Source organism: Halocynthiibacter styelae (assembly GCF_016123485.1).
In the GTDB taxonomy this organism is placed as follows: Bacteria; Pseudomonadota; Alphaproteobacteria; order Rhodobacterales; family Rhodobacteraceae; genus Halocynthiibacter; species Halocynthiibacter styelae.
In genome coordinates this window covers 179,747-204,416 of the sequence record NZ_JADCKQ010000003.1, presented here as the reverse complement: position 1 = coordinate 204,416, position 24,670 = coordinate 179,747, and the positions used below count along the sequence as shown (strand labels likewise).

General features: G+C 56.0%; 24 protein-coding genes. 10 read left to right on the top strand and 14 right to left on the bottom strand.

Annotated features, from left to right (window positions below):
* Positions 1–13 precede the first annotated feature (13 nt).
* Positions 14–265, bottom strand: a complete 252-nt coding sequence (locus H1D41_RS05535; RefSeq protein ID WP_228847952.1) for a hypothetical protein — start codon at positions 263–265, stop codon at positions 14–16.
* Between the two features lie 114 nt (positions 266–379).
* On the opposite strand from H1D41_RS05535, the gene H1D41_RS05530 reads away from it, so the two are divergent.
* From H1D41_RS05530 to H1D41_RS05515, 4 genes are all read left to right on the top strand, one after another.
* Complete coding sequence (locus tag H1D41_RS05530) at positions 380–1,138, top strand: M48 family metallopeptidase (protein ID WP_228847951.1); 759 nt, start codon at positions 380–382, stop codon at positions 1,136–1,138.
* Between the two features lie 70 nt (positions 1,139–1,208).
* Positions 1,209–1,463 (top strand): DUF6455 family protein, encoded by a 255-nt coding sequence (locus H1D41_RS05525; RefSeq protein WP_228847950.1) that lies wholly within the window; start codon positions 1,209–1,211, stop codon positions 1,461–1,463.
* Positions 1,464–1,550: 87 nt separating this feature from the next.
* Positions 1,551–2,303, top strand: coding sequence for a M48 family metallopeptidase (locus H1D41_RS05520; protein WP_228847949.1), 753 nt, complete (start codon positions 1,551–1,553; stop codon positions 2,301–2,303).
* Between the two features lie 76 nt (positions 2,304–2,379).
* Positions 2,380–3,069 carry an EI24 domain-containing protein gene (locus H1D41_RS05515; RefSeq protein ID WP_324250260.1) on the top strand — a complete coding sequence of 230 codons (690 nt, stop codon included), beginning with the start codon at positions 2,380–2,382 and terminating at the stop codon, positions 3,067–3,069.
* Here the strand turns inward: H1D41_RS05515 and H1D41_RS05510 are convergent, their stop codons facing one another.
* The 3 genes from H1D41_RS05510 to mce all read right to left on the bottom strand — a co-directional run bounded on the left by H1D41_RS05510 (position 3,070) and on the right by mce (position 4,101).
* Positions 3,070–3,339 carry a hypothetical protein gene (locus H1D41_RS05510; protein ID WP_228847948.1) on the bottom strand — a complete coding sequence of 90 codons (270 nt, stop codon included), beginning with the start codon at positions 3,337–3,339 and terminating at the stop codon, positions 3,070–3,072. It abuts the gene before it with no gap.
* Positions 3,340–3,403: 64 nt separating this feature from the next.
* Positions 3,404–3,697, bottom strand: a complete 294-nt coding sequence (locus H1D41_RS05505) for a DUF1467 family protein (RefSeq protein ID WP_228847947.1) — start codon at positions 3,695–3,697, stop codon at positions 3,404–3,406.
* Entirely contained in the window at positions 3,697–4,101 is a 405-nt protein-coding gene (mce, locus tag H1D41_RS05500) for a methylmalonyl-CoA epimerase (protein WP_228847946.1), read from the bottom strand. Before mce ends, H1D41_RS05505 begins: the two co-directional genes overlap by 1 nt.
* Before the next feature lie 192 nt (positions 4,102–4,293).
* Between mce and H1D41_RS05495 the strand changes: the two genes are divergently transcribed.
* On the top strand, positions 4,294–5,010 hold the full coding sequence (locus H1D41_RS05495) for a response regulator (RefSeq protein ID WP_228847945.1): 717 nt from the start codon (positions 4,294–4,296) through the stop codon (positions 5,008–5,010).
* Positions 5,011–5,266: 256 nt separating this feature from the next.
* Here H1D41_RS05495 and H1D41_RS05490 read toward each other — a convergent pair whose 3' ends face one another.
* On the bottom strand, positions 5,267–6,658 hold the full coding sequence (locus H1D41_RS05490; RefSeq protein ID WP_228847944.1) for a multicopper oxidase family protein: 1,392 nt from the start codon (positions 6,656–6,658) through the stop codon (positions 5,267–5,269).
* 127 nt (positions 6,659–6,785) lie between these two features.
* Positions 6,786–8,570 carry an aspartate--tRNA ligase gene (gene aspS / locus H1D41_RS05485; protein ID WP_107497402.1) on the bottom strand — a complete coding sequence of 595 codons (1,785 nt, stop codon included), beginning with the start codon at positions 8,568–8,570 and terminating at the stop codon, positions 6,786–6,788.
* Positions 8,571–8,797: 227 nt separating this feature from the next.
* On the opposite strand from aspS, the gene H1D41_RS05480 reads away from it, so the two are divergent.
* Positions 8,798–9,460, top strand: coding sequence for an outer membrane protein (locus tag H1D41_RS05480; protein WP_228847943.1), 663 nt, complete (start codon positions 8,798–8,800; stop codon positions 9,458–9,460).
* A 26-nt stretch (positions 9,461–9,486) separates the two neighbouring features.
* Here H1D41_RS05480 and H1D41_RS05475 read toward each other — a convergent pair whose 3' ends face one another.
* The 7 genes from H1D41_RS05475 to H1D41_RS05445 all read right to left on the bottom strand — a co-directional run bounded on the left by H1D41_RS05475 (position 9,487) and on the right by H1D41_RS05445 (position 18,094).
* Positions 9,487–10,122 carry an aminotransferase class IV gene (locus H1D41_RS05475; RefSeq protein ID WP_228847942.1) on the bottom strand — a complete coding sequence of 212 codons (636 nt, stop codon included), beginning with the start codon at positions 10,120–10,122 and terminating at the stop codon, positions 9,487–9,489.
* On the bottom strand, positions 10,095–11,213 hold the full coding sequence (locus H1D41_RS05470; RefSeq protein WP_228847941.1) for an aminodeoxychorismate synthase component I: 1,119 nt from the start codon (positions 11,211–11,213) through the stop codon (positions 10,095–10,097). Before H1D41_RS05470 ends, H1D41_RS05475 begins: the two co-directional genes overlap by 28 nt.
* A gap of 70 nt (positions 11,214–11,283) precedes the next feature.
* A complete protein-coding gene (locus H1D41_RS05465; protein ID WP_228847940.1) occupies positions 11,284–12,324 on the bottom strand; it encodes an ACP S-malonyltransferase in 1,041 nt (346 codons plus the stop codon).
* Positions 12,325–14,511 carry a dehydrogenase E1 component subunit alpha/beta gene (locus H1D41_RS05460; RefSeq protein ID WP_228847939.1) on the bottom strand — a complete coding sequence of 729 codons (2,187 nt, stop codon included), beginning with the start codon at positions 14,509–14,511 and terminating at the stop codon, positions 12,325–12,327. It lies immediately after the preceding gene.
* 89 nt (positions 14,512–14,600) lie between these two features.
* On the bottom strand, positions 14,601–15,815 hold the full coding sequence (locus tag H1D41_RS05455) for an acyl-CoA dehydrogenase (RefSeq protein WP_228847938.1): 1,215 nt from the start codon (positions 15,813–15,815) through the stop codon (positions 14,601–14,603).
* Between the two features lie 3 nt (positions 15,816–15,818).
* Positions 15,819–17,027, bottom strand: coding sequence for a pyridoxal phosphate-dependent aminotransferase (locus H1D41_RS05450; RefSeq protein WP_228847937.1), 1,209 nt, complete (start codon positions 17,025–17,027; stop codon positions 15,819–15,821).
* A gap of 2 nt (positions 17,028–17,029) precedes the next feature.
* On the bottom strand, positions 17,030–18,094 hold the full coding sequence (locus H1D41_RS05445) for a saccharopine dehydrogenase family protein (RefSeq protein WP_228847936.1): 1,065 nt from the start codon (positions 18,092–18,094) through the stop codon (positions 17,030–17,032).
* 113 nt (positions 18,095–18,207) lie between these two features.
* Here H1D41_RS05445 and H1D41_RS05440 point away from each other — a divergent pair, with 113 nt between their 5' ends.
* The 3 genes from H1D41_RS05440 (at position 18,208) to H1D41_RS05430 (ending at position 22,228) form a co-directional block, all read left to right on the top strand.
* The gene (locus tag H1D41_RS05440; protein WP_228847935.1) at positions 18,208–19,110 is read left to right on the top strand and encodes a LysR substrate-binding domain-containing protein; all 903 of its coding nucleotides are present in this window, start codon (positions 18,208–18,210) and stop codon (positions 19,108–19,110) included.
* A gap of 172 nt (positions 19,111–19,282) precedes the next feature.
* Positions 19,283–20,797, top strand: a complete 1,515-nt coding sequence (amaB, locus tag H1D41_RS05435) for an L-piperidine-6-carboxylate dehydrogenase (protein ID WP_228847934.1) — start codon at positions 19,283–19,285, stop codon at positions 20,795–20,797.
* 144 nt (positions 20,798–20,941) lie between these two features.
* Complete coding sequence (locus H1D41_RS05430) at positions 20,942–22,228, top strand: glycosyltransferase family 87 protein (protein WP_228847933.1); 1,287 nt, start codon at positions 20,942–20,944, stop codon at positions 22,226–22,228.
* On the opposite strand, the gene H1D41_RS05425 is transcribed toward H1D41_RS05430, so the two are convergent.
* Positions 22,198–22,887, bottom strand: a complete 690-nt coding sequence (locus H1D41_RS05425) for a CPBP family intramembrane glutamic endopeptidase (RefSeq protein WP_228847932.1) — start codon at positions 22,885–22,887, stop codon at positions 22,198–22,200. The genes H1D41_RS05430 and H1D41_RS05425 overlap by 31 nt on opposite strands.
* 349 nt (positions 22,888–23,236) lie before the next feature.
* Here H1D41_RS05425 and H1D41_RS05420 point away from each other — a divergent pair, with 349 nt between their 5' ends.
* Positions 23,237–24,457, top strand: coding sequence for a hypothetical protein (locus tag H1D41_RS05420; RefSeq protein ID WP_228847931.1), 1,221 nt, complete (start codon positions 23,237–23,239; stop codon positions 24,455–24,457).
* The last annotated feature ends 213 nt before the right edge of the window (positions 24,458–24,670 follow it).

Genomic DNA, 24,670 nt, shown 5'->3' with positions numbered 1-24,670 from the left:
ACCCTGCGCAGGCTTACCCCTGCCCGGGCGTGTCATCCGGTATCAGACGATAGACCCCTTCCGGCAGGTCAAGCGCGGCGGCCAGATCCCGCAACTGCGCCATAGAAAACGTGACCTGTTCCACCCGATTGGTCTGTGGGTTCAGCTGTTCAACGGTCACACAGCTGGCAAAAGCGTTAATGGTGATGTCTTCCTGACGATGGCTGGCGGGTTCATCCACAAGGGTGACAACGGTGGCATCAAATTCGTGTTCAATGGTAAACATATCTTCAGGATGCGGCGCCCGACCCGCTCGCGCAAGGGAATTTTGAACTTGCGCCCTCCGGGTCAAAGTCTATCGTTCGCGGAAGTATAGCGTTTAAATCAGACAGGGTTTCACATGTATTACCGGCTTTTCATGCTGCTTGGCCTTATCGTCAGCCTGGGGGCGTGCGTCAGTGAGGTACCGACAGGCCAGACCAACGCCACCGTGACGGGCAGTAAGCCCGCACCGGGCAGTAAACCTTCTGCCGGGGATGGCGCGACAGGTTCGCGCGGCGTGCCTGCGGAACTGATCCCGGCGTCTGACCGGGCCACCCCGACCTATTACGCAATCGCCCAACGGATTGAACCCGTGGCGCGCCGCCACTGCCGCGCCGCCGGACTGCCAAACTGCAACTTCACCTTCCTCGCAGATATTGCCCTGGGCCGGCCGTCAAACGCCTGGCATACACGCGACGGCACCCGGCCAATTGTCATTGTCTCGCTGCCCTTCTTTGAAGAAGTCGAAAACATTGATCAGCTCGCCTTTGTTCTGGGGCATGAGGTGGCGCATCACATTCTGAACCACCAGCCCCGCGGACGGGTTGATATTGAAACCTCTGCTCTGACAGAGGCGCTGGATGCCCATCGTGAAGGAGGCAATGTGACCGAAGCCCATCAGCGCGGGGCTGTGGCCGGGCGGCTGCAATACAGCCAGGAATACGAACTGGAAGCAGATGCACTGGGTGCACGGATCGCCTGGGAATCGGGATTTGATCCGGCAGCAGGGGCCACCTATTTTGCCCGACGCCTGAATGTACCAAGCCCTGTGCATTCGACCCATCCGCCCAATGCCGCCCGCCTTGCCGCCGTGCGCCGGGTGATTGCCGGGTTCTGATTTGATTCAGATCAGGGTTTTCCTTTTGCACCCGTGCCTGACTGGCAGACGTAAAAGGGAGACCCTGACCATGTTTGAAAAATATGACCGTCACGCAGAACTGTCCGGCAAAATGGCCGGGAAACTTGGCGTGGATCTGACTGAAAAATACCTGGAAGGCAAAATCAGCGCCCAGTCCCTGCGTGGCACAGTCATGCAATGTATGCGCTGCAAGAAACCAGGGACCTGTGAAAAAATGCTGGCGGGTCTTGAAGATGCGGAACTGGTGAAGGCACCGGACTATTGCGAAAACCGGGTCATGCTGGAAGCGTTGCGCAAAAGCTAACCCCGGGCGCAAAGACATTTCACGGCCATTGTTCTGCGGGGCTTTCCTTTTATAGTGACGGAAAGTCAGAGAATCCGGAGAGTTAAAGTGCGCCGTACCCTATTTGCGATTATGTCCGCCCTGCCGTTTTTAGCGGGCTGTGTTGATGTCGAACAGACATCCCAGACCAACAACAGACCCACATCCCCTGCCCCGGTACAAACCGGCGAAAGCGGGGATACGGCTGCGGAACGCATTGCTGCAAAGAACCCTCATCTGATCCCGGCCCGACGTGGATCCCGGCATTACAGAACGGTGCTGGCCCGTATTGAACCTGTGGCCGAAGCCGAATGCCGCGCCCGTGGTGTCAGCCGGTGTGACTTTGCTTTCCTGGAAGACATCAATCCTGAAGCCCCGGTCAATGCCTTCCAGACGCGCGATGGCAATCAGCCTGTGGTGATCATTACACGGTCACTGCTGAATGACGTGCGTGATCCCCATCAGATCGCCTTCATCATCGGCCACGAAACCTCACACCACATCCAGAACCACCTGCCCCGCCAGCAGCGCAATGCCCAGGCTGGCGCGATCTTTGGGGCAATTCTGGCCAACCAGATCGGCATCAATGTGAATGATGGTGCACAAATCGGCGGATTCTTTGGATCCCGCAGCTATAGCCAGAACTTTGAACTGGAAGCTGACAGCCTTGGGGCACGCATCACCCATAACGCAGGCTATGACCCGGTTAAGGGCATTCAGTTCTTTGCCCGGGGCAGCAACGGACGCCAGCCGATCTTCGCAACCCACCCGCCGGATGCGAAACGGATCGAAAATGTCGAGGCCGTCGCAGCCGGTCTCTGATCCGAAACGCCCTCCCCTTGCGGAGGGCGTTTTTCTTTCCCATATCCTTGGCAGGACTTTTAACCGGGACAGTATCGTGATTTTTTCAGACTTCAGTAAAACCCTGGCTCAGGCCGGTGACCGCCGTTTTCGCCGGGTGATCTTCCTTGGTATCCTGCTGGCCTTTGCGCTTCTGGCGGCGGTGTATGGCGTTCTGATCCTGATCCTCAGCCTGCTGACCCCGGATCAGATCATTCTGCCCTGGGTCGGTGAGATCGGCGGCATCCACGAAGTCCTGTCCTGGGCGTCCTTGCTGATCATGCTGGTCTTATCCGTCTTCCTGATGGTGCCTGTGGCCTCTCTGTTCACAGGTTTCTTCCTGGATGAAGTTGCAGACGCCGTGGAAGAAAAACACCACCCCCACCTGCCGCTTGTCCGCCATCGCAGCCTTGCGGAAAGCACCGTGCAATCCCTGCGGTTTCTCGGGGTTCTTCTGGCGGCAAACCTGATTGCGCTGATCTTCTGCCTGCTGCTGCCACCTCTGGCACCCTTCATCGGCGTGGCTGTGAACGGATACCTTCTGTCACGCGAATATTTCACCATGGTCGCGGAACGCCGCCTGCCCCCTGAAGACGTACGAGCCCTGCGCAAACAGCACAGGGCTTCGATCTGGTTTGCGGGGTGCCTGATGACAGTGCCCCTGATGATCCCCTTGTTCAGCCTGGTGATCCCGGTGCTTGGCATTGCCACCTTCACCCATATGTATCACCGGTTGCTGCAGCGATAGTTATCCACCCTGCCCATTGTCCAGCCCACGGCAAAGACCTTCGGTGAAGTAGTATTCACCGCCTGCCATAGCGACCAGGACCACAACACTGACAGCAATCAACAGAATACGCTGTTGTCTTAGAAAGATTGCAGCAAAAAGAACGACCGTCAGAACAGCCAGACCGTACGGGACCAGATCCTGAAAAGGGTCCATACACAGTTGGAAATCTGTCCTGTAGCCATCCGGAAACCCGCGAAACATCCTGGCCTGCAAAAGCACAAAAGCCATTGCAGAGGTCCCTAAGGCACATCCGCCCAGAACATATCGCCTGAGAGTTTCCATCAGCGTAAGATCAGTAGTCCTGCAGCACCTCGGGTTCCGGGTTCATCCGGTTCTGAAAATCAAAATCCCGCACGGTAACAATTTCCCAAACGATGATCCAGAACAGGATCGCCCAGATCACCCCAGCAATCCCCGTCGTGATCAACGCCCGTTTCTTCAGCTGTGGATCAACAGGCGCGCCCGCATGGGTGCCACGCAGAACCTTGCCGTCTTCGCCCTGGGTTTTCAGGCGCACGGGCAGCACACAAAGGAACGTCATGAACCACACAACGGCAAACAGAACAATGGCAGAGGTAATCGCCATCAGACCTGCTCCAGCTCCACAAGGCAGCCGTTGAAATCTTTCGGATGCAGGAAAAGAACCGGTTTGCCGTGGGCACCGATTTTTGGTTCGCCCGTGCCCAGAACACGCGCACCTTCGGCTTTCATTTTGTCACGTGCTTCCAGAATATCATCCACTTCGTAACAGATGTGATGAATGCCACCGGCCGGGTTTTTCTCAAGGAAACCATTGATCGGGGAATCTTCGCCCAGAGGATACAGCAGTTCGATCTTGGTGTTCGGCAGTTCAATGAACACCACAGTCACGCCGTGATCCGGTTCATCCTGCGGCGCGCCGACATTGGCTCCCAGTGTGTTCTTATACTGCGCACTTGCAGCTTCCAGATCCGGCACTGCAATTGCCACGTGATTCAAACGACCGATCATAACTTTCCTCCGCGCTTAGGTTTCATGCGTTATGACGATGCACCCGCCACCACGCAAGCACCAGTCACGCGCATTTGGTCGCGGTTCTGGCATTTTGCTCTAAATACGCGCAGGTGAATTAACGATGTATTCACCCGACTCACGCCAGTCTGAATGCAGTTAGAGAATTCCCCAACCCCGAAAGGAAAGGAAATGGATGACCTGGAAAGCCTGATGGCCGCGCAGATTCCCACCGCAGAACGCCCGCTTGCCGGCCTGACCGTGCTTGTCGTGGAAGACAGCCGATTTGCCTGCGAAGCCATGCGACTTTTATGTCTGCGATCCGGTGCGCGTATCCGACGTGCCGATTGTCTGGCCTCTGCGCGCCGTCATTTGCAGGTCTACCGGCCCTCTGTGGTGATCATTGATCTGGGCCTGCCAGACGGATCCGGCGAAGATCTGATCCGCGAAATGAACAGTGCATCCCCTCGCGTTGGCGTGCTTCTGGGCACGTCGGGTGATCCGGGCGGGCGCGAATTGGCACTGGCTGCCGGGGCAGATGTTTTCCTTGAAAAGCCGATTACAGGCCTTGCCGCCTTTCAGGAACTGATCCTTTCTGCCCTGCCGGAAAACCGGATGCCGGATGGCCCGCGACCAATCAGTGAACATCATGTCCACCCCGATCCAATCGCCTTCCGTGATGATCTGGCTCATATCGCCACCGTTCTGAAAGATCAGCCAGATGAAGAAACTCTTGATTATGTTTCACAATTTCTGGGCGGACTTGCACGCAGTGCGGCCGATAAAGATCTTGAAACCGCCGCCAGAACCCTGGCACGTCACCGCCGCGCCGGGCAGGCTTTCGGCCCTGATCTGAACCGGCTGAACGGGTTGGTACAGGACAGAATCGCCGCGACCGGCACGATCTGAACTGCCGGACCCCGAGAGGACAGATCACGCCCATATTTTCGCCTCATTTCCATGGGAGTCTGAACAGGAACAACAGATTCCCAAACGGGCCCGATATGCAGCGACTTATGAAAACTCTGTCAGATGAAAGCGGCAACACCACGCTGGACTGGATCTGTCTGACCGTTGGTATCGTTGCCTTTGGCTTTGCCCTGATCTCGGCCACCATTCTGTAAGTCTCTGAGGCACCGGATCACGGTGCCCCAAACTGTCCTTGTCAGACCACTTCGATATAACCGGCAAGCCCGGTTTTCTGATGTTCAATCACATGACAGTGGAAGGCCCAGTTGCCGGGATTATCCGCAACCAGCGCAATATCCAGAACTTCATCTTTCAACAGCAACGCCGTATCCGTCATATTCGGAATGACCGCGCGTTTGTTGGAGCGGATCGGGCGGAAGGTCAGCCCATGCAGATGGATCGGATGCAGGTTCGGGCTTTCATTGCGCAGGCGCAGAACCACGGTTTCACCCATGTTTAAGGTCGCCAATGGCCCCACGCCCTTCGCCGCATCCCCAGCCCAGGGCTTACGGTTGATGGACCAGAACGTATAACCCAGCGTGCCACAAAGCCCATTGTTTGGCAGATCCCCTTCAGGCGACCAGCCAAAAACAAATTCTTCAACCCGAGGGTTGGACAGATCAGGTTCGGCCAGGGGATTACGGGGCAGCGGCGCAATTTCCGCAAGATCACGGCCAGCATCCGCACCAACCGCCCGCAGCACCGCCATTTCACGTGTACCGCCCGGCACCCGCGCCATCAGCTTCACGTCCTGACCCTCAGTGGAAGGCATGCGCAAAGCCACATCCATCCGCTGACCCGGGGACAGCAAAAGCGGCGCATCTGGCGAGATCGGATAAGGCACCGGGTAATCCACCGGATGCCCGTCCCATGCAATGATCTTCCCCTCCGCGCCTTCAAAATACAGCTTATAAATCCGCGTTGTGTCCGTCGCCGCCACCCGCAGGCGCACAAGGGATCCTGCCTGGTGATCGCTGCGTTGCACATCCTGCCAGTTCACCGCCATCACCGTGCCATGGGTGCCGCCACGGGCCGCGCCACGGCCCGTATAAAGATCAATAAACTGTCCGTCGTCATTCAAACGGAAATCACGCAGGTTCAACACTTCTTCACTGTCAAAACCGGGATCTTCCGCCTCTTCCACCACCATCACACCGGTCAGACCCAGGGCCATCTGGGTCATGGTCATGCAATGCGGGTGATACCAATAGGTGCCGGCATCCGGCGGGGTGAATTCATATTGAAATGTCTCGCCCGGACCGATGGGGAATTGCGTCAGGTAAGGCACGCCGTCCATCGCATTCGGAATACGCAACCCGTGCCAGTGCATGGCGGTGTATTCTTCCATGGCATTTTCCACAGGTAAGATCGCAGGCACGCCTTGTTTCAGGCGAAGAACCGGCGGTGGCGCATCAGCAAAGGTGCTGATCATGCCTTCGGTAATTTTCCCGGGCATCAATCCATATTTCGCGGGCTGCACCTTCAGCGGATGCGTGATCGGGGATGCCCCGCCCGCAAACAAAGCCCCGCCGCCGCCCATAAGCGCTGCGCCAGCAAGTGAAGTTTTCAGAAAGTCACGTCGTTTCATTTGCCATCTCCGTCAAAAGCGCCGGCTGGCTGCCTCCCGGAAGATACATCGGGAACGGAGAGGACTGGCTGCGACAGGGGCAGATCATCACCGCCCCCGTCGATATTCAATGCGACAAAATCGCGTATCAGCTGTCCTGCGGGATCACACGCAGGTTCAACTCGCGCAGCTGTTCGCTGGCCGGGTCAGATGGTGCGTTCATCATCAGATCTTCCGCACGCTGGTTCATCGGGAACATGATGACTTCACGGATGTTCTGCTGATCCGCCAGCAGCATCACGATGCGGTCGATCCCTGCCGCACAGCCACCGTGGGGCGGGGCGCCGTAGTGGAAGGCGTTGAACAGCGCACCAAAGCGGTTCTTCACCTCATCCGCGCCATAACCGGCAATTTCAAATGCTTTCAGCATCAGGTCAGGCTTGTGGTTCCGGATCGCACCGGACACAAGTTCATAGCCATTACAGGCCAGGTCATACTGATAACCCAGAACATCAAGCGGATCGCCGTTCAGCGCATCCATCCCACCCTGCGGCATAGAGAACGGGTTGTGTTCAAAGTCGATCTTGCCGGTCTCTTCGTCTTTTTCGTAGATCGGGAAATCCACGATCCATGCAAAAGCAAACCGATCTTTGTCGATCAGGCCAAGCTCTTCACCGATCACGTTCCGCGCACGGCCTGCAACAGGTTCAAACGCCTTAGGCTTGCCCCCCAGGAAGAAGGCCGCATCGCCCACACCCAGCCCCAGCTGCTGACGGATCGCTTCTGTGCGTTCCGGGCCAATGTTTTTCGCCAGCGGGCCAGCAGCTTCCATGCCTTCGCCCTGATCACGCCAGAAGATATAGCCCATACCGGGCAGACCTTCCTGTTGCGCGAATTTGTTCATACGGTCACAGAACTTACGAGAACCACCTGTCGGCGCAGGAATTGCGCGGATCTCAGTGCCTTCCTGTTCCAGAAGCTTCGCAAAGATTGCAAAACCAGAACCAGCGAAATGTTCAGACACAACCTGCATCTTGATCGGGTTCCGCAGGTCTGGCTTGTCAGACCCATACCAAAGCGCCGCGTCGCGGTAAGAAATCTGCGCCCATTCACCCGGCGCATCGACCTTGCGGCCACCGCCGAATTCTTCAAACACACCGGCGATAACCGGCGCGATTGTGTCAAACACATCCTGTTGCTCAACAAAGGACATTTCCAGGTCAAGCTGGTAGAAATCCGTTGGCGAACGGTCAGCGCGCGGGTCTTCGTCACGGAAACACGGTGCGATCTGGAAGTATTTGTCAAAACCAGAAACCATGATCAGCTGTTTGAACTGCTGTGGCGCCTGTGGCAGGGCGTAGAATTTGCCCGGGTGCAGACGGGACGGCACGAGGAAATCGCGCGCACCTTCAGGCGAACTTGCTGTGATGATCGGCGTCTGGAATTCGCGGAATTCACGATCCCACATGCGCTTACGGATGGAAGACACAACGTCAGACCGCAGCACCATGTTCTTCTGCATCTGGTCACGACGCAGATCAAGGTAACGGTGCTTCAGACGGGTTTCTTCCGGGTATTCCTGATCACCGAACACCATCAATGGCAGTTCCTGCGCCGCGCCCAGAACTTCCAGATCGCGGATGAAGACTTCGATTTCACCGGTCGGGATGTTGGCGTTCACAAGGCTTTCATCACGCGCCATGACGTTGCCGTCGATGCGGATACACCATTCAGAACGGACCTTTTCCAGCTCCGCAAACACAGGGCTGTCCGGGTCGGCCATCACCTGGGTGATGCCATAATGGTCACGCAGGTCGATAAACAGCAGACCGCCATGGTCGCGGATACGATGCACCCATCCGGACAGGCGGACATTATCGCCCACATTGGATTTGTTCAGTTCGGCACAGGTCTGGCTGCGATATGCGTGCATTTCGGACATCCCCTTCAGGGTAAAAGTATCGGCGTATTTTTCACTGGCCTGATACACAGGACGCAGGCACAAAAGTCAAGCAAACAACAACAGACCCGGCCTGAGAACACAAACACCAGCGATGAGGTATTTTTGTAAACTCAAAAATGAACCCGAAAAGTCCAATTCGCGCCGCATTCCTTAATTAATTCTTAATGATCGAAATAATTGTTGTGCAGGACTAAGAAATGAAGCGTCAGATTATCAAAGCAATACTGTTTTTCACAGCTTTAAATACTGCAGCGGAAGTTACTGCGGCTGACTGGAATGGTTACTACGGTGGCATTGTCGTTTCATCGCACACTGGTCATGATGCACCTGTAGATGGCGGCAACTCTCCTGCTGTTGCCGGAGAGGACTATCCCGTCAGTGGCACTGCCCTCGGCCTTACATTCGGTCGCAACTGGCGATCCGGAAACTGGGTCTTTGGTGCCGAAGCAGATATCAGCACATCAAATGCATCCGGTTCTGGCGATGGTGGCCCCAACTGGGGATGTGGAGTAAACAACGATTGCAGCACGGACATAAAATCTACAGCATCTCTGCGCGCACGTGCCGGCATCTTGCTTCAGGAAAACATCCTGTCCTATATTACCGCAGGAGTTGGCTCCGCGAGACTATACAACGAAATTGACGGTCATGCAGCCGACTGGAGCGGCGATACGACGGCCAACGGACTTACAATGGGTTTCGGCCTGGAATATCAGACAGCGAACCGTGTGAATTGGAAGATTGAACTTCTCAGAACCAACTATGAAGATTCCCGGATTTCCGTTGGGAATGGCGGCACCGGCTACCGAAACGATCTGTCCCTCACAGAATTACGCTTTGGTTTAAACTATCGGTTCTGAGGCAATCATCTAAACGTGCAGGTTCCTCAGAAACCTGCCGGAATCAGCCCGCGCAGACTGTTTCCGCAGAAAAGCCGTCCCTGATGCAGGTCTTCGGCACGCAGACGGGCAACTTTTGCCTTACCTTCAGCCAGAAGTTCCGCCCGCAAAATACCCGGCAAAGCCCCCGCAGACACCGCGGGCGTCAACAGAATGCCCGCGTCGTCTTCAACAAACACATTGGTGATGGTCCCCTCAGCGACATGTCCCCGACTGTTGAGAAAAATCACTTCATCCACGCCAGCGAGCAGGCTCGCGCGGGCCTTGTCATAGATCTGACGTTCCGAGGTTTTCATACCGCGCCAGGGGGATTTCTCATCAAGTGTTTCGGCCGCGATAGCAACCTTCCAGGAACGCGCCATTTCGCCCACCGGCGCAGTGGTCAGCTTCAGACCATTCCGCGTCAGGGAAAAGCGGCAACGCAGATCCACATTACCCGTAATTTCCGCCGCCATCTCCCGCGCTTTCGGGGCCGAAAAATCAAACCCCAGCTTGCGCGCAGTCAGACACATGCGGCCTACATGACGTTCCAGACGCGGCATCTCACCGGTGGCCAGGCGACCAAAGGTTTCAATGACTTCCAGGTCTTCCGGAATCAGATCTCCGCGTAGCGTGCTTTCCACAGGGCTTCCTCATATTCGCTCGGCGCGGTGCTGTCCCAGACGACACCGCCGCCGACATTCAGACGCACACGCCCCTGATTAAACAGGCTGAGCGTGCGGATCGCCACATTGAAACTGCGCCGCCCGCCCGGGCCGGACCAGCCAATCGCACCACAGTAAATCCCGCGCGGATCACCTTCCAGATCGTCAATGATCTCCATTGCGCGGATCTTCGGCGCACCGGTAATGGATCCACAGGGGAAAAGCGCATGGAAAATCTCAGACAGCCCCTGATCCGGGGTCAGTTCCGCGCGTACCCGGCTGACCATCTGATGCACGGTGGCATAGGTCTGCACCCGGAACAGCTCCGGCACTTTCACTGTGCCCGGCAGCGCCACACGGCTGATATCATTGCGCAGAAGATCAACGATCATCAGATTTTCCGCGCGGTTCTTTTCATCATTTTGCAACCATTTGATCCGGGCCGCATCCTCTTCCGGCGTTAGCCCACGCGCGATGGTGCCCTTCATGGGCAGGGTTTCGATCACGCCGCCTTCGGTGCGGAAAAACAGTTCGGGCGAACGGGACAGAAAGGTGGCCCCGCCCATATCGACATACGCCCCGTGCTTCACCTTCTGGCGGTCGCGCAACATGCTATACAGCACCTTCGCATCGCCAGACATCTCGGCATCCATCGGAAAAGTCAGGTTGATCTGGTAACAATCCCCCTGGCCGATATAGCGCTTCACCTCGTCAAAAGCCTCGCGATAGCGTGCAAGGTTCCAACGCGGCGCGGGGACCGTCAACGCAGCAGGCCCGGCATCTGACGCGCCGCCCGGCTGAGGTTCGTCAAAGACGCCAAAACACAAAAGAGGCGTATCGCGTTTCGCAGGCATGCGGTCGCGCAATTTATCAATCAGCGCATAGCCCAGCTCATAAGACGCATATCCCGCCAGCCATTCCCCGGCGGCCTCGGCCTCATTCAGCGCGGCCATAGCCCCAGGCACGTCTTCAGGTGTCTGCGCAGAAATGATACGTTTGGGCCCACGAAACCAGGTTCCGCCTACGTCCTGCCCCAGCGGGCCGTCATCAAAGAAAATCTCACCCTGCACGGCGCTTACCTTTCTGCTGCCGCCCCCTCATAGCGCGAAAGGACGTACCCGCAAGATGATAATGCGACGCTCAGCCAGTCACAAGCGCCCGCTGATCTTCACGCCCCATCGAAAGCAATCGTGGTGTCGCAGACTGTTCCACCTGGAACCCCGCCTTGTCAGACATGCCACGCCAGTTCGCGGACAACAGGCTTTGCGCCACCGCACCGCCCAGCGTGCCACCAGGACCCAGCACAATAAAGACATCCGGCATAAATTCCCGCGCTGCCACACGGATGGCCGCGGTGAAATCATAGGGCTGATAAATCTGATGGCCCAGGGTATAATCCCAAAGCGCCCGTTGGTTGCAGGCCTTCGGAGCCCAGATCGCCCCGCGACCATCAATCAGCGACACATCCGGCTGACCAAACAGATCGGCACCCAAACGCGCCCGCCCCTGTTCCGCCACGGGCTTCTGTAAATGCGTGTGAAAACCCGCGTGATTGGGCAAACGCATAGGAAAGCGATCGTCCAGACGCGGCATTTCACGTTCAAACGCAACAAGCCCCGCTTCATTTCCGGCCAGAACCAGCATCCCGCCCAGATCAATCGACAGGCCCAGAATATGATCTGCCCGCGCAGAAATATCCGCACATTTCGCAAACACCTCATCCCGGCGGCCCGGAATTTCCACCCAGTTGTCATCGACAAAAGGATAGATGATCTGTCCGCCGATCAGGTTTTCCTGCATCAGCGTGCCCATGGTGTTCACCACTTCAAACCCGCCCGTGGGCGACAGCGCACCACCACAGGCCAGCGCAATATACCAGCCCATCGAATTGCCGGTCACAGCCAGAGTATCGTATTTATCCCGATCAATCGCCTGATAATCCGCAAGTGCTGCCGCATAGATCAGCGGCGAGGCATGATCCCCGCGCGTGTGTTTACTGCCCTGAAAGCGTTCTGCGCCGTCCAGTGCGGTCACCGCTTCCTGCCCGGTTTGCGCGCGAAACGCGTCAAACTGCGCAAACATGTCGGCTTTATCCGCGTGGTGGCGAGCAATATAGCCAAGTTCCGCCTTATTATACGTGCCCCGTCCAGGTGCAACGACGACTGCAGTTTGTTTCGCCATTTACTTGCCCTCCCACAGCTTAATCGCTGCATCCGCAATGCTGTCACTTGACGGCATGGTCGCGGCATAAGCCGGCCCCGTCGCGATGAAACTATCCTCAGCCGCGATCCGCGACGAAGGCAAATCACAGCGCTCGTGCAACATCGAAAGCAGCGCTTCCGATTGGCTGCCCGTGGTACGACATTCATCAACAACCAAGACCTTTTCAGCCCCCCCAAGCGCATTCAGAATCCCGTCCACAGGCATCGGTGCCAACCAACGCATGTCAATCACACGCGTCTGAATACCTTTTTCAGCCAGCACCTTAGACGCATGCTGCGACAGGTAATTCCCGTTGCCATAGGTCACAATCGCCAGCGCACCATCCCCTGTCACGCCGACCTCGCCCAGCGCGATTTTCTCATCCGGTGCCGGGTACATATCCATCCAGGCACTGTCCTTGGCGTCATGCAAATCGCGCATTGGGTAAAGCGCGATGGGTTCTATAAACACCACAACCCGCTGCTCAACACGTGCCAATCGCACACATTCCCGCAGCATCTTTGCCGCATCCGCGCCGTGGCTTGGGCAAGCGATAATCACGCCGGGAATATCGCGCAGAACCGCAAGCGAGTTGTCATTGTGGAAATGCCCGCCAAAACCCTTTTGATAGCCAAGCCCTGCAATCCGCAGCACCATCGGGTTGGTATACTGGCCGTTTGAGAAAAAGCTCAGCGTTGCGGCCTCGCCCCGGATCTGATCTTCAGCATTGTGCAAATAGGCCAAAAACTGGATCTCCGGCATCGGCACAAATCCATTATGCGCCATGCCAATCGCGAGGCCCAGAATGGATTGCTCATCCAACAGCGTATCAATCACCCGGTCCGGCCCGAAACGATCACAGAGCTTCTGCGTCACGCCATAAACGCCGCCCTTGGCCCCAACATCTTCGCCCATCACGGCAATTTCGCGATGTTCCAGCATCAGATCGGTCAAGGCCCAGTTGATCAGGCGCGACATCGGTTGCGGCTCGCCCATCGCGCGCAAGTCGCTTTTGCCAAAGGCGTTCTCACGATCCGCAACCGCAACCCCATTGCTGGGCGCACAATCACGCGCCGGCGGAATGATACTGGCCATCACATCTTCAGCGGTTTTCAAACGTGGCCGCGTCACAACCTGTTCTGCCACCCGCGTGCATTGCGCTTCGGCCTCAAGGTAAATCGCCTTGATCTCATCCGCCGTCAAAACACCTGCATCCCGCAAAAGCCGCGCCGAATGCATCAATGGATCTTCGGCCTCCCAGGCCTCAAAAATGTCCTTCGACAGATAAGTCTGCTGCATATCCGATCCCGCGTGCCCATAGAGGCGCACCAAAGTCAGATGCAAAAACGCAGGTTTCTTGTGACAACGCACATACTCCGCCGCCGCCCGCGCCGCCCGCCAGGTGTCAAAAATATCAAGACCATTGGCATGGAAATACTTCAGCCCCGGACGGTTCTCATAATTCGCCGCAACCCAGCCGCGCGGGGTGCGGGTCGAAATACCGATGCCATTGTCTTCACAAACAAACAGCAGGGGCATCGGAACCGACTGAAAGCTGGTCCAACAGGCGGTGTTGATCGCGCCCTGTGCGGTGGAATGGTTCGATGACGCATCCCCAAAGGAACACATAACAATGCTGTCGTCCTTCAAAACCTGATGCTCAGGCCCAACCCGTTTCGCAAGCCCCACGGAATACGCCGCGCCAACAGCTTTCGGCAAATGCGATGCAATGGTTGATGTCTGCGGCGGAATGTTCAACGCCTTTGACCCCAATACCTTGTGACGCCCACCAGAAATCGGATCGTCCATAGATGTCGCAAAGCTCAACAACATATCCCAGGCCGGTGTTGTGCCCGGCACCTGGGCCGACCGGCGCGTCTGAAACGCCCCATCCCGGTAATGCAGAAACGCCATATCATCCGGTCGCAGGGCAGACGCCACCGCTGCCATGCCTTCATGACCAGAAGACCCAATCGTGTAATATCCCTGCCCTTGCGCCTGCATTTTACGCGAGCGCCGATCAAGGTTGCGCGAGAGGCATTGCGCTCGGAAGATCGCCACCGCCTCCTCAGCTTTCAGCGGCCCCTCGGCCGCTACGCCTTCCGGCAACACACCAGAACTCAGACGCTCCAGAAAGGCTTCATGCACAATATCCGCACGATCCATGGCTTATCCTTCCGGGGCGCACGGCCCCTTTCTTTTCAGTCTAAATATCCCGGGGGGGCGGGGCGGGGGCTGGCCCCCGCGCTCTGTTCTTAGAAAAACGCCTGCAGACCAGTCTGGGCACGACCCAGGATCAGCGCATGTACATCATGCGTGCCTTCATAGGTGTTCACAGTTTCCAGGTTCACCATGTGGCGAATGACGTGAAAATCCAGGCTGATCCCATTGCCGCCGTGCATGTCGCGGGACATACGCGCCACATCAAGGGCCTTGCCGCAGTTGTTGCGCTTCATGATCGAAATCATCTCTGGCGCGGCATTGCCTTCATCCATCAGGCGACCAACACGCAGAGACCCCTGAAGACCCAGCGTAATCTCAGTCTGCATATCCGCCAGTTTCTTCTGGAACAGCTGTGTCTGCGCCAGTGGTTTGTTAAACTGCTTGCGGTCCAGACCATATTGCAACGCTGCATGCCAGCAATCTTCCGCAGCGCCCATCGCACCCCATGAAATGCCGTAGCGCGCACGGTTCAAACAGCCAAACGGGCCTTTCAGACCTTCGACATTCGGCAAAAGCGCGTCTTCACCCACTTCCACATCCGCCATCACGATTTCACCAGTGATCGAAGCGCGCAAAGACATCTTGTTTTCAATCTTCGGCGCGGACAGGCCTTTCATGCCTTTGTCCAGGATAAAGCCGCGGATCTTACCGCCGTGCGCTTCGGACTTTGCCCAAACCACAAACACATCCGCAATCGGTGCGTTCGAAATCCACATTTTGGACCCGTTCAGCACATAACCACCATCGGTTTTCTTCGCGACGGTTTTCATGCCGGCCGGGTCAGAACCCGCATCCGGTTCGGTCAGACCAAAACAGCCGATAGATGTACCTGCAGCCAGGCCCGGCAGGTATTTCTTGCGCTGCTCTTCTGACCCATAAGCATAGATCGGATACATCACCAATGATGACTGCACAGACATCATGGAACGATACCCTGAATCCACACGTTCCACTTCACGCGCAACCAGGCCATAGGCCACATAGCTTGATCCAAGCCCGCCGTATTCTTCAGGGACCGTAATACCCAGCAGGCCCATCTCACCCATTTCCGCGAAAATCGCAGGATCGGTTTCTTCATTCGCAAAAGCATTGGTGACGCGCGGCAGCAGCTTTTCCTGCGCATAGGCTTTTGCGGAATCGCGGATCATGCGTTCGTCTTCGGACAGCTGCTCATCCATGCGGAAGGCATCATCCCAGGTGAATTTACCCAGGTCAGGCTTGCTTTGGGGGGACAGATTTCCAGCCATGGTTCAGGCTCCTTTAAGTTCGTTCACGGCGCGCGCGATACGCGCACAGCCTTCAGTCAAATCAGCATCAGAATAGGCATATGACAGGCGGAAATGCCCCGGCAGACCAAAGGCCCGGCCCGGAACAAGCGCAACATTGCCCTCATTCAAAATGTATTCGCAGACGTCCGCGTCATTTTCGATAAGTTTCCCGCCAGATGTCGTGCGGCCAAACAGCCCTTCACAGTTCGGGTAGACATAAAACGCACCACCCGGCACTTCGCAGGTGATCCCGTCCACCGCGTTCAACGCATCGACAACCATATCGCGGCGCGCCCGAAACGCATCACAACGTTCCGCCAGCAGGTTCTGTGGGCCAGTCAGGGCTTCCAGAGCAGCGGCCTGGGAAATGGAGGACGCACCAGAAGTACACTGCCCCTGGATCGCTGTCATGGCTTTGATCAGTTCAACAGGGCCAATGCCCCAGCCCAGACGCCAGCCGGTCATCGCGTAAGATTTCGACACGCCATTCACAATCAGCGTGCGATCCGCCAGATCCGGCGCGGCTTTGCGGAAAGACGTGAACGGCGCATAGGTGATATGCATGTAAATCTCATCCGCGATCACCCAAACCTGCGGGTGTTTGCGCAGAACTTCAGCCAGCGCCTCAAGATCCTCACCGGAATACATCGCACCCGACGGGTTGCCCGGCGTGTTCAGCATCAGCCAACGGGTTTTATCGGTGATCGCCGCCTCAAGCGCATCTGGCGTCAGGCGAAATCCCTGATCCGCACCGCAAGGCACAGTGACCATTTCACCCTGGCAAAAATCCACGATATCCGCATAAGACGTCCAATATGGCGCGGGCATGATGACTTCATCCCCAGGGTTCACCGTCGCCGCAAAAGCATTGTGAATGACCTGTTTCGCACCGGTCGACACCATGATTTCCGCAATCTCAGGACGGAACCCACAAAAGCGTTCCGCATCCATGGCAATCGCTTCGCGCAGGGCAGGTTTACCAGCGGTGGGCGGGTAACCCGTGTCACCGGCCAGGGCCGCTTTATGTGCGGCTGCGATCACGTTTTCCGGTGTCTTGAAATCCGGCTCACCCGTGCCAAAGGTCAGCACAGGATGCCCTTCGGCCTGGCGGGCGCGTGCCGCCTCTGAGATTTTCACAATCTCGGACAGCTGCAGCGACGCCGCGCGATCTGATCGGATAAGTTCAGCCATGTTCAACCCTTTGCGGCGTAAAGGCCGCCTGTTTTTGTCGCAAGGAATGCCTCCAGCGGGATGTCTTCCTGCTTCAGGAACCCCTTCGCCGGCAGCACGCCATCACGCACCATTTCAATCACGCCCACCACGCTTCCCGCAGTGGTCCAGGCAATGGCGGTGCGCATCTCGCCTGCGACCTCAATCGGGCGGTAGCCGCGCACAAACTCTTTACGCTGCATCCGCCCATCTGCCATGCCTTCCGCGGCAACATGAACGTAAACCACATCATCCTCAACAGGTGGTTTGGCGTTCACAAGGATTTCACCGGCCTCCGCCCGACGATCGCGCATCAGCAGTTCATGGAAGAAGAAATTCATCTGATCCATGTGACCAGGATAACGCATAGTTTTGTAGTCAATGTTACCAACCTTGCCGAGGTATGTGTCACACATGGTGCCCAGTCCGCCAGAGGTCGTGAAAGCTTCCAGCTTCACACCGTCAATATACAGCATTTCCAGCCATTCCATCGGCGAAACCCATTTGCGCTCACCACCTTCAATGACTTCACAATCGTTCAGATATTCGTTCACCACGCCCTCAGGCGACCAGTTGAACGCATAGCCCATCAGGCCCGTCGGGTTCTGCGGCAAGGCACCGACGCGCATTTTACAGCTGCGGCAGTCACCAAACTGTTCAATCAGATCCGCGCCAACAATCCCGATAAAGCCCGGTGCCAGGCCGCACTGCGGCGCCATCAGGCCTTTGGACGTCTTAGACAGCTCAATAATCGCCTGGGTCGTTGGCACGTCTTCCGTCAGGTCGAAATAATGGATGCCCGCCGCATGGGCCTCGCCCGCGATCGCGGTGTTCAGGTGATAAGGCAGACAGGACAGAACCGCGTCAACTTCGCCGAACAGGGGGCGCAGGTTGGTCGCGTCAGACAGGTCCAGCGCCTGCGTGTCAAAAGGAAGATCACGACCACCAAGGTTCATATCCACGCCGGTCACCTCAAACCCCGCCTCTTTCAGAAGCGTCGCTGCCAGTGTGCCAACCTTACCCAGACCAAGTGTCGCGATCTTTTTCATGCCATATCCTTATGCGCAGATTTCCGTTCTGACGTGACGATAGCAATTGCCCCTTCATGCCGAAATAACTAAGTTCGCAATAATCCATGAGTTTCAGGAATGAAGGATCTCCGATGATTCCCACACGCTCCCTGCCGTCTCTCGCCGCTCTGCGTGCGTTTGAATGTGCCGCCCGTCACGGGTCTTTCACCCTGGCTGCGGAAGAGTTGCACCTGACCCAAAGCGCCGTTTCACGTCAGGTGAAAGACCTTGAGGCGCAGCTTGGCTTTACCCTGTTTCGCCGCAATGGCCGACGGGTTGCATTGACTGATGCCGGGGGTGAATTTGCCCATGCGCTGGCCCTGGATCTGGATCGCCTGAAGCAAACTGTCAGCCGCGCGGTTGCCGCTGGAAATGAACGCACCAGCCTGCGCATCGCGACATTGTCTACTTTCGCCAGTCGCTGGCTGATCCCGCGCCTGCCGGATTTTGAAGCAAAATTCCCCGAGGTTGAAATCAGCCTGTCCACCCGTCTGCGTCCGTTTTCTTTTGATGCAGAACGATTCGATCTGGCGATCCACCACGGATCAGCGGACTGGCCCGACACCCAGATGTCGCGTCTCTGTGGCGAAGAAATCCTCGCTGTCGGTTCCCCCGAATTTATCAAAGCTCACAACCTGACCAGCGCCACAGCCGATGACATTGCAAATGCGCCCCTGCTGCATCTGGAAACCCGCCCTGGCCAATGGGCCGACTGGCTGCGGATGCAGAGTGTCGAAAGCCCGGATTTCCCGCGGGGCAAATTGTTTGATCAGTTCTCCATGATCATCTCCGCCGCCACCCATGGCCTGGGCGCTGCGCTTTTGCCGCGCTATCTGATCGAAAACGAGCTCGACAGCGGCGCGCTTGTCACCCTGCCCGGCGAAACCATGATCACAGAGAATGCCTATTGGATCGTGACGCCAGCCGGCATGGCCTCCCCCATTGCACAGGCTTTCTCACGCTGGGTCAAGACCAAGGTTTCAAAGGGGATCTGACCATAGGTTTCAGCGGCAGATCAGATTTTTTCAAAAAATCTGTGCCGGAGTTTTTGAAAAACTCCGGGCCTCTCATTACATTTACGCATCCATACGGGAATTTTCCTTTGTTTTCCTCCTAAGAGATACCTGCTACACTCACTGCAAATTCAGTCTTTCAGAGGATCCTCACATGGACGTCTCCCAGGAAATCGCAGAAATCCTTTCCCGCCTCGGCGTGGATAAATCCGCTTACACCGGCGGCTCCCGCAAAATCATCAGCCCGGTCACCGGCGAAGAAATCGCTGCAGTGAACGATATGACAGCGGAGGATGCCAAAGCCGGTATCGCCAAAGCCAAAACCGCGTTCAAAGCCTGGCGCATGGTCCCGGCCCCGCGCCGTGGCGAGCTGGTCCGTCTGCTGGGCGAAGAGTTGCGCGTTGCAAAAGAAGATCTGGGTCGCATCATTTCCATCGAGGTTGGCAAAATCACCTCCGAAGGTCTGGGCGAAATCCAGGAAATGATCGACATCTGCGATTTCGCAACCGGCCTGTCTCGTCAGCTTTACGGTCTGACCATTGCGACTGAACGCCCCGGCCACCGCATGATGGAACAATACCATCCGATCGGCCCGGTTGGTGTGATTTCGGCCTTTAACTTCCCGGCGGCGGTCTGGTCCTGGAACTCAGCGCTCGCGCTGGTTTGTGGTGATCCGGTGATCTGGAAACCATCCGAGAAAACTCCGCTGATTTCCCTTGCCTGTGCCTCTGTTCTTGACCGCGCTATCGCACGTTTCGGCGATGACGCACCCGAAGGTCTGCACACACTTCTGTTGGGGGATCGCGATCTTGGCGAAGCCCTGGTCGACAGCACCGATGTGCCTGTAATTTCCGCCACCGGTTCCACCCGTATGGGCCGTGAAGTTGGTCCACGCGTTGCGGCACGTTTTGGCAAATCCATCCTGGAACTTGGCGGCAACAACGCCGGCATCGTCTGCCCATCCGCCGATCAGGACATGGCACTTGCCGCCATCGCGTTTGGCGCCATGGGCACGGCTGGTCAGCGCTGCACATCCCAACGTCGCGTTTTCGTGCATGACAGCATCTGGGACGAATTCGTGCCACGCCTCGCGGCGGCCTATAAATCCGTCACCGTGGGTTCACCCCTGACAACCGACAGCCTTGTCGGCCCGCTGATTGATGAGAACGCCTCCAAAGCCATGACTGCTGCGATTGAAGCGGCAGAGGCCATGGGCGGCAAAGTCACCGGTGGTGAACGCGTGGATGCAGGCCATCCGAACGCTTATTATCACCGCCCGGCGATGGTTGAACTGAAGGAACAGAAAGGCATCGTCTGCGAAGAAACCTTCGCGCCTGTTCTATATGTCATGCCTTACAGCGACCTGGAAAACGCGATCGACATGCAAAACGACGTGAGCGCCGGCCTGTCTTCCACCATCTACACCCTGGATGTACGCGAAGCGGAAACCTTCCTGTCGGCCATGGGTTCTGACTGTGGCATTGCCAATGTGAACATCGGTACATCCGGTGCGGAAATCGGTGGTGCCTTCGGCGGCGAAAAGGAAACCGGCGGCGGGCGCGAAAGCGGATCAGACGCGTGGAAAGCCTACATGCGCCGTCAGACCAACACCGTGAACTATTCACGCGAACTGCCGCTGGCGCAGGGTGTGTCTTTCGACATCGGTTAAACTCCCTTAACCGTTGCTGCGAAGCCCGTCTCTGCAAAGAGGCGGGCTTTTTCGTATCCCTGAATGGATGTAGACATTCACCCGCCACAAGCCTAAGTTGCCCCGTGAATTCAGAACTACATTTGAGACAATGATCGGACCTGCATGCAAAATCGGATACATGTGCTTATTTCAGTGATTTTTCTTCTGATATTCTTCACATTTACACTGAACATGCTTTACGGCATCCGCCACGGCGATCTGAGTGCAATCTACCAGGCTGCTGATCATTTCAGCAAAGGAAATTACACCCTTATTTTCGGCCCTCCTGCCGCCGGAGATATATCACACCCCTCAGGCATCCTTATTTCATCTCTGGATTTCCAGGACAGTGTTTTTGGGAAATACCGATCTCCGGAACTGCCCTATGTTTACCCGCCGCTCTGGGCCGCTCTGCTGGCGCCGGTAACCAGAATTATGGATGTGCAGAGTTTTTCAAACATCACCCTGATCATCCAGCTGAGCCTTCTCACACTGTCGCTCTATCTCTGCTTCCAACTGTCTCCTGCCCGCAAGCCACGCTTTCCAATCTGGATCCTGCTCGTTTTGCTGGCCGGTGTGTTCACTCTGCCTCTGTTTCTTGCACTGCTCCACAATCAGCCACAGATTACAATTTTCGCCCTGACGATACTGGCGTTCTGGCAGTACAGTGAGGGCCGTGCAGTCCTGGCGGGCACAGTCCTTGGCATTGCCGCAGCCATCAAACTTCTGCCCCTGTTTTTCATTGTCATTTTCATTGCAGACCGCAAGTGGCGCGCCCTGATGGCTTTCCTGATCTGCAGCGGTTCACTGGCCGTCCTCAGCTTTGTCCTGACAGGTGTGCAGCTGCATCTGGATTTTCTGCACGAACTTTCAAATCTCAAAAATACTGTTGTCCTCAGCTCTCTGAATTTTAATCTTGAAGTGCCTCTGTATATCGGGGCCTCTGTTTTAGATCTTGCGCCACCACTGCCAGACCATCTGCCTGGGTTGTTTACTGTGGCAAAACCGGATTGGATGAAATTTGCCCCCCCTCTTCTTATGGTCTCCGGACTGGTGTTGATCCTCCGGGCACCCACCCTGCACCGGGGAGTCGGCAGGCAGGAACGCCTGCTGCGGATGATGATCGCAATCACTCTCTGGTCCGGATTTTTCGCCCCTTTCAGCTGGGCACATTATTACCTGATGCCACTGTTCCTGTCCCCCGCATTCCCGGCATTGATCCGGCATGGGGTCTGGGCCTCAGTGGGCTGTCTGGTTTTCCCGGCATTCTCGCTGTTGAATCTGACAATACATCCGATTGAAAGTCTTCACTGGGTTCACGGCACGCTGGTCTCAACGACCTATTACCTGATCTTATTTTTCTGGGTTGTTCTGATGCCTCAGAACGGCCGCACCACCGCGCCGGAATAGAAATAAACGCCCATACCGAAAGCGAACAGGACGACACCTGCAACCGAATGCAGAACAATCGCCAGCGGCAGGCTTTCACGGGTTTTATAGGCCCAGGCAAAGATCAGACCGCCAATAAAGGTCATAATCGCGACAACCCAGCTCCAGTACATCAGATGCGCCAGTGAAAACAAAGCCGCATTCAACCAGACACCCCGTGCGCCTGCCGGGATCACGGGTTTATAGCGGCGGAAGAACAGCACCCGAAAGATCAGCTCCTGCGGCAGGGCCGACACCAGCGGATAGAACACCGCGATCACCAGCATCATCTCCGGGCGGTATTTCAACATCGCGAACAGGCGCTCTGGTGCGCTCTGCATCAAAATCGCGTAACTTGCCCCCGCAACCGCGAAAGCAATTGCCACCACCGGCCCGATCTGCATGTTTCGCCAGCCCTGAAACATGATGCGCCAGGAAAATCCGGGCGTCCGCCAGAGAAGCACCAGCCCCAGCAACATGAACACCCCAAGTGCCGCAAACATGCGTGTCGGCGGCATCCAGACCGCCACCACCACCGGAACAGCGACGAACAACAACAGAAACTCTGCCAGCAACCCACGCCTCTGCCGGGCGCAATTGTGGTCTTCAATCCCAAAGTCTTCATGAAGGGCGGCGGACATAGGCAGAGTGCTCCCGGAACAGAGGTGTCTCCCTTAAGTAGGGGGGCGGATGCAAAAGGCAACCTGCTGTGAGCGACTATTTGCGACAAAAACTGACCTATCCAAAGTCCACCAGATTTCTACACCCAATGACGGCACTCAACCTAATTCTGTTGAAAGGCTCGTATTTTCTGAGGATGTGAGGCGATGCACCCAGTTCTTGATAATACCCACCTCCATTGTCGAACACAGTCGCATACTACTGATCTTGCGGTAGCGATTACCAGCAATGCTGGTTGCACTCCAGGCGAGTCTTCGGCAAACATTCCATAAACCGGCAACCTCAAAATATCGTGTAGGAGTGCATGGAGTGATTAGATTTTCAGTCGTCGTTATTTTATTTATGACGCAAAATGTTAGCGCAGAACAATACTCTGAACGGTTTTGCATTCAGGCCGTTCACACGCCATTTGAGATAGAGAGCGGCTATGGATTTAGTATTAGCTCAGTTGTTCAGACCGCTATTCCGAAAAATGATCTATATGTTCTACGCACTGGCAGGAATGATTTTGAGGTTGCGAGACTGGTTGGCAACGAATTTGTAACCATAACCGCTGATTTCCCGGACTTGTCTGACAGTCCTTTTGTTTTTGTGACACCGGAGAATGATGTCGTTGGATTAGGTGGTGCTTTTGGGCAGCGCGAATTCTTTCGGCAAAACCCCGAGACGGGAGAGTTCTCCAGGACCGAGATCGCAGCGCCAGAAAACTTGAGATTTGCGAAAAAACTTTGGTGGTCTACGCCATTGAATGCAATACTAACCACAACACAGAGCTTCGAAAATTCCAGCATAAATACGTCTCAACGTCTTCCTTCTGTTTTGAAAATTCAGAATGAAACAGCGACCCGAATTGATGGCCTTGACGAATGGATAACAACAGTCTTTGATTTTCCGGAGTTAAATTTAACTTTCTTAGGGTCAGAAGTTGACAATCAAATTTATCTGATCGACGCAAATCAAACCATTCACTATGTCGGATCGCTGGATCTGGGAGAGCGGGATTTTTTTAAAAACGCAGTGTTTCTCAACAATCCCCCGAGGTTGCTGATTGATGTGCATATGACTGCACCGGATACCGGGCGATATCTGGTTCATCTGGAACGTTCTGAGGGAGTCTGGCGGCCCCAAAATGAGCAGAATTTTGATAATGTTTATGCAGATTACATGAGACTTGGGGAAGGCAGATTAGCCGGGGTTGATGATGCAGAGGTCGGTGAATTGTGGGTTTTACCACGTCGACAGGCTGCCGATGCAGTTCCTTCGGAACATGTGCATGATGACCTGTTTGCGGTGACAACTGACATGCCATTGTCTGACGCTCGTTTGACATTGCGGGAGGAAGAATTTGTCGTCGTCGATGAAGCAGGGCGCATTCATGAGCTGGACACCAGCCTGGTCGTTACGAGAGAGCGAAGAACAGAGACGCAATATATGTATCTCGCCAGTCGCGGGGAAGTTCTCGTGGGCGAACTCAACGGGTACTTCTTAATTAAAGATCGGCGTATGTCCGGCGTTGGTGCATGCGATTAATCCACTGCTATTCTGTAAATGCTCACACATTTTCTGTTTTGCAAATTCCGGTATCTGCTCACTGCACACCCTAATACCCGGCAGCCTCCGCAGCGCCAGCGCTGCCCTCAATATCCGCCTGACCAGCAAATCGGATCTCACACCGCCCTATATGGTGATCATTCACTGATACCCCCATGTTTTCCTCCCAGAAAAACGATTCCCCCTTGCACC

Excerpts from the sequence above, each read along its gene's own strand:
- H1D41_RS05430 (WP_228847933.1), top strand. The coding sequence starts at position 20,942 with ATGCAAAATCGGATACATGTGCTTATTTCAGTGATTTTTCTTCTGATA.
- H1D41_RS05490 (WP_228847944.1), bottom strand. The coding sequence starts at position 6,658 with ATGAAACGACGTGACTTTCTGAAAACTTCACTTGCTGGCGCAGCGCTT.
- H1D41_RS05530 (WP_228847951.1), top strand. The coding sequence starts at position 380 with ATGTATTACCGGCTTTTCATGCTGCTTGGCCTTATCGTCAGCCTGGGG.
- H1D41_RS05505 (WP_228847947.1), bottom strand. The coding sequence starts at position 3,697 with ATGGCGATTACCTCTGCCATTGTTCTGTTTGCCGTTGTGTGGTTCATG.
- H1D41_RS05425 (WP_228847932.1), bottom strand. The coding sequence starts at position 22,887 with ATGTCCGCCGCCCTTCATGAAGACTTTGGGATTGAAGACCACAATTGC.
- H1D41_RS05450 (WP_228847937.1), bottom strand. The coding sequence starts at position 17,027 with ATGGCTGAACTTATCCGATCAGATCGCGCGGCGTCGCTGCAGCTGTCC.
- H1D41_RS05510 (WP_228847948.1), bottom strand. The coding sequence starts at position 3,339 with ATGGCTTTTGTGCTTTTGCAGGCCAGGATGTTTCGCGGGTTTCCGGAT.
- H1D41_RS05440 (WP_228847935.1), top strand. The coding sequence starts at position 18,208 with ATGATTCCCACACGCTCCCTGCCGTCTCTCGCCGCTCTGCGTGCGTTT.
- H1D41_RS05480 (WP_228847943.1), top strand. The coding sequence starts at position 8,798 with ATGAAGCGTCAGATTATCAAAGCAATACTGTTTTTCACAGCTTTAAAT.
- mce (WP_228847946.1), bottom strand. The coding sequence starts at position 4,101 with ATGATCGGTCGTTTGAATCACGTGGCAATTGCAGTGCCGGATCTGGAA.
- H1D41_RS05465 (WP_228847940.1), bottom strand. The coding sequence starts at position 12,324 with ATGGCGAAACAAACTGCAGTCGTCGTTGCACCTGGACGGGGCACGTAT.
- H1D41_RS05455 (WP_228847938.1), bottom strand. The coding sequence starts at position 15,815 with ATGGCTGGAAATCTGTCCCCCCAAAGCAAGCCTGACCTGGGTAAATTC.
- H1D41_RS05495 (WP_228847945.1), top strand. The coding sequence starts at position 4,294 with ATGGATGACCTGGAAAGCCTGATGGCCGCGCAGATTCCCACCGCAGAA.
- H1D41_RS05525 (WP_228847950.1), top strand. The coding sequence starts at position 1,209 with ATGTTTGAAAAATATGACCGTCACGCAGAACTGTCCGGCAAAATGGCC.
- amaB (WP_228847934.1), top strand. The coding sequence starts at position 19,283 with ATGGACGTCTCCCAGGAAATCGCAGAAATCCTTTCCCGCCTCGGCGTG.
- H1D41_RS05535 (WP_228847952.1), bottom strand. The coding sequence starts at position 265 with ATGTTTACCATTGAACACGAATTTGATGCCACCGTTGTCACCCTTGTG.
- H1D41_RS05460 (WP_228847939.1), bottom strand. The coding sequence starts at position 14,511 with ATGGATCGTGCGGATATTGTGCATGAAGCCTTTCTGGAGCGTCTGAGT.
- aspS (WP_107497402.1), bottom strand. The coding sequence starts at position 8,570 with ATGCACGCATATCGCAGCCAGACCTGTGCCGAACTGAACAAATCCAAT.
- H1D41_RS05445 (WP_228847936.1), bottom strand. The coding sequence starts at position 18,094 with ATGAAAAAGATCGCGACACTTGGTCTGGGTAAGGTTGGCACACTGGCA.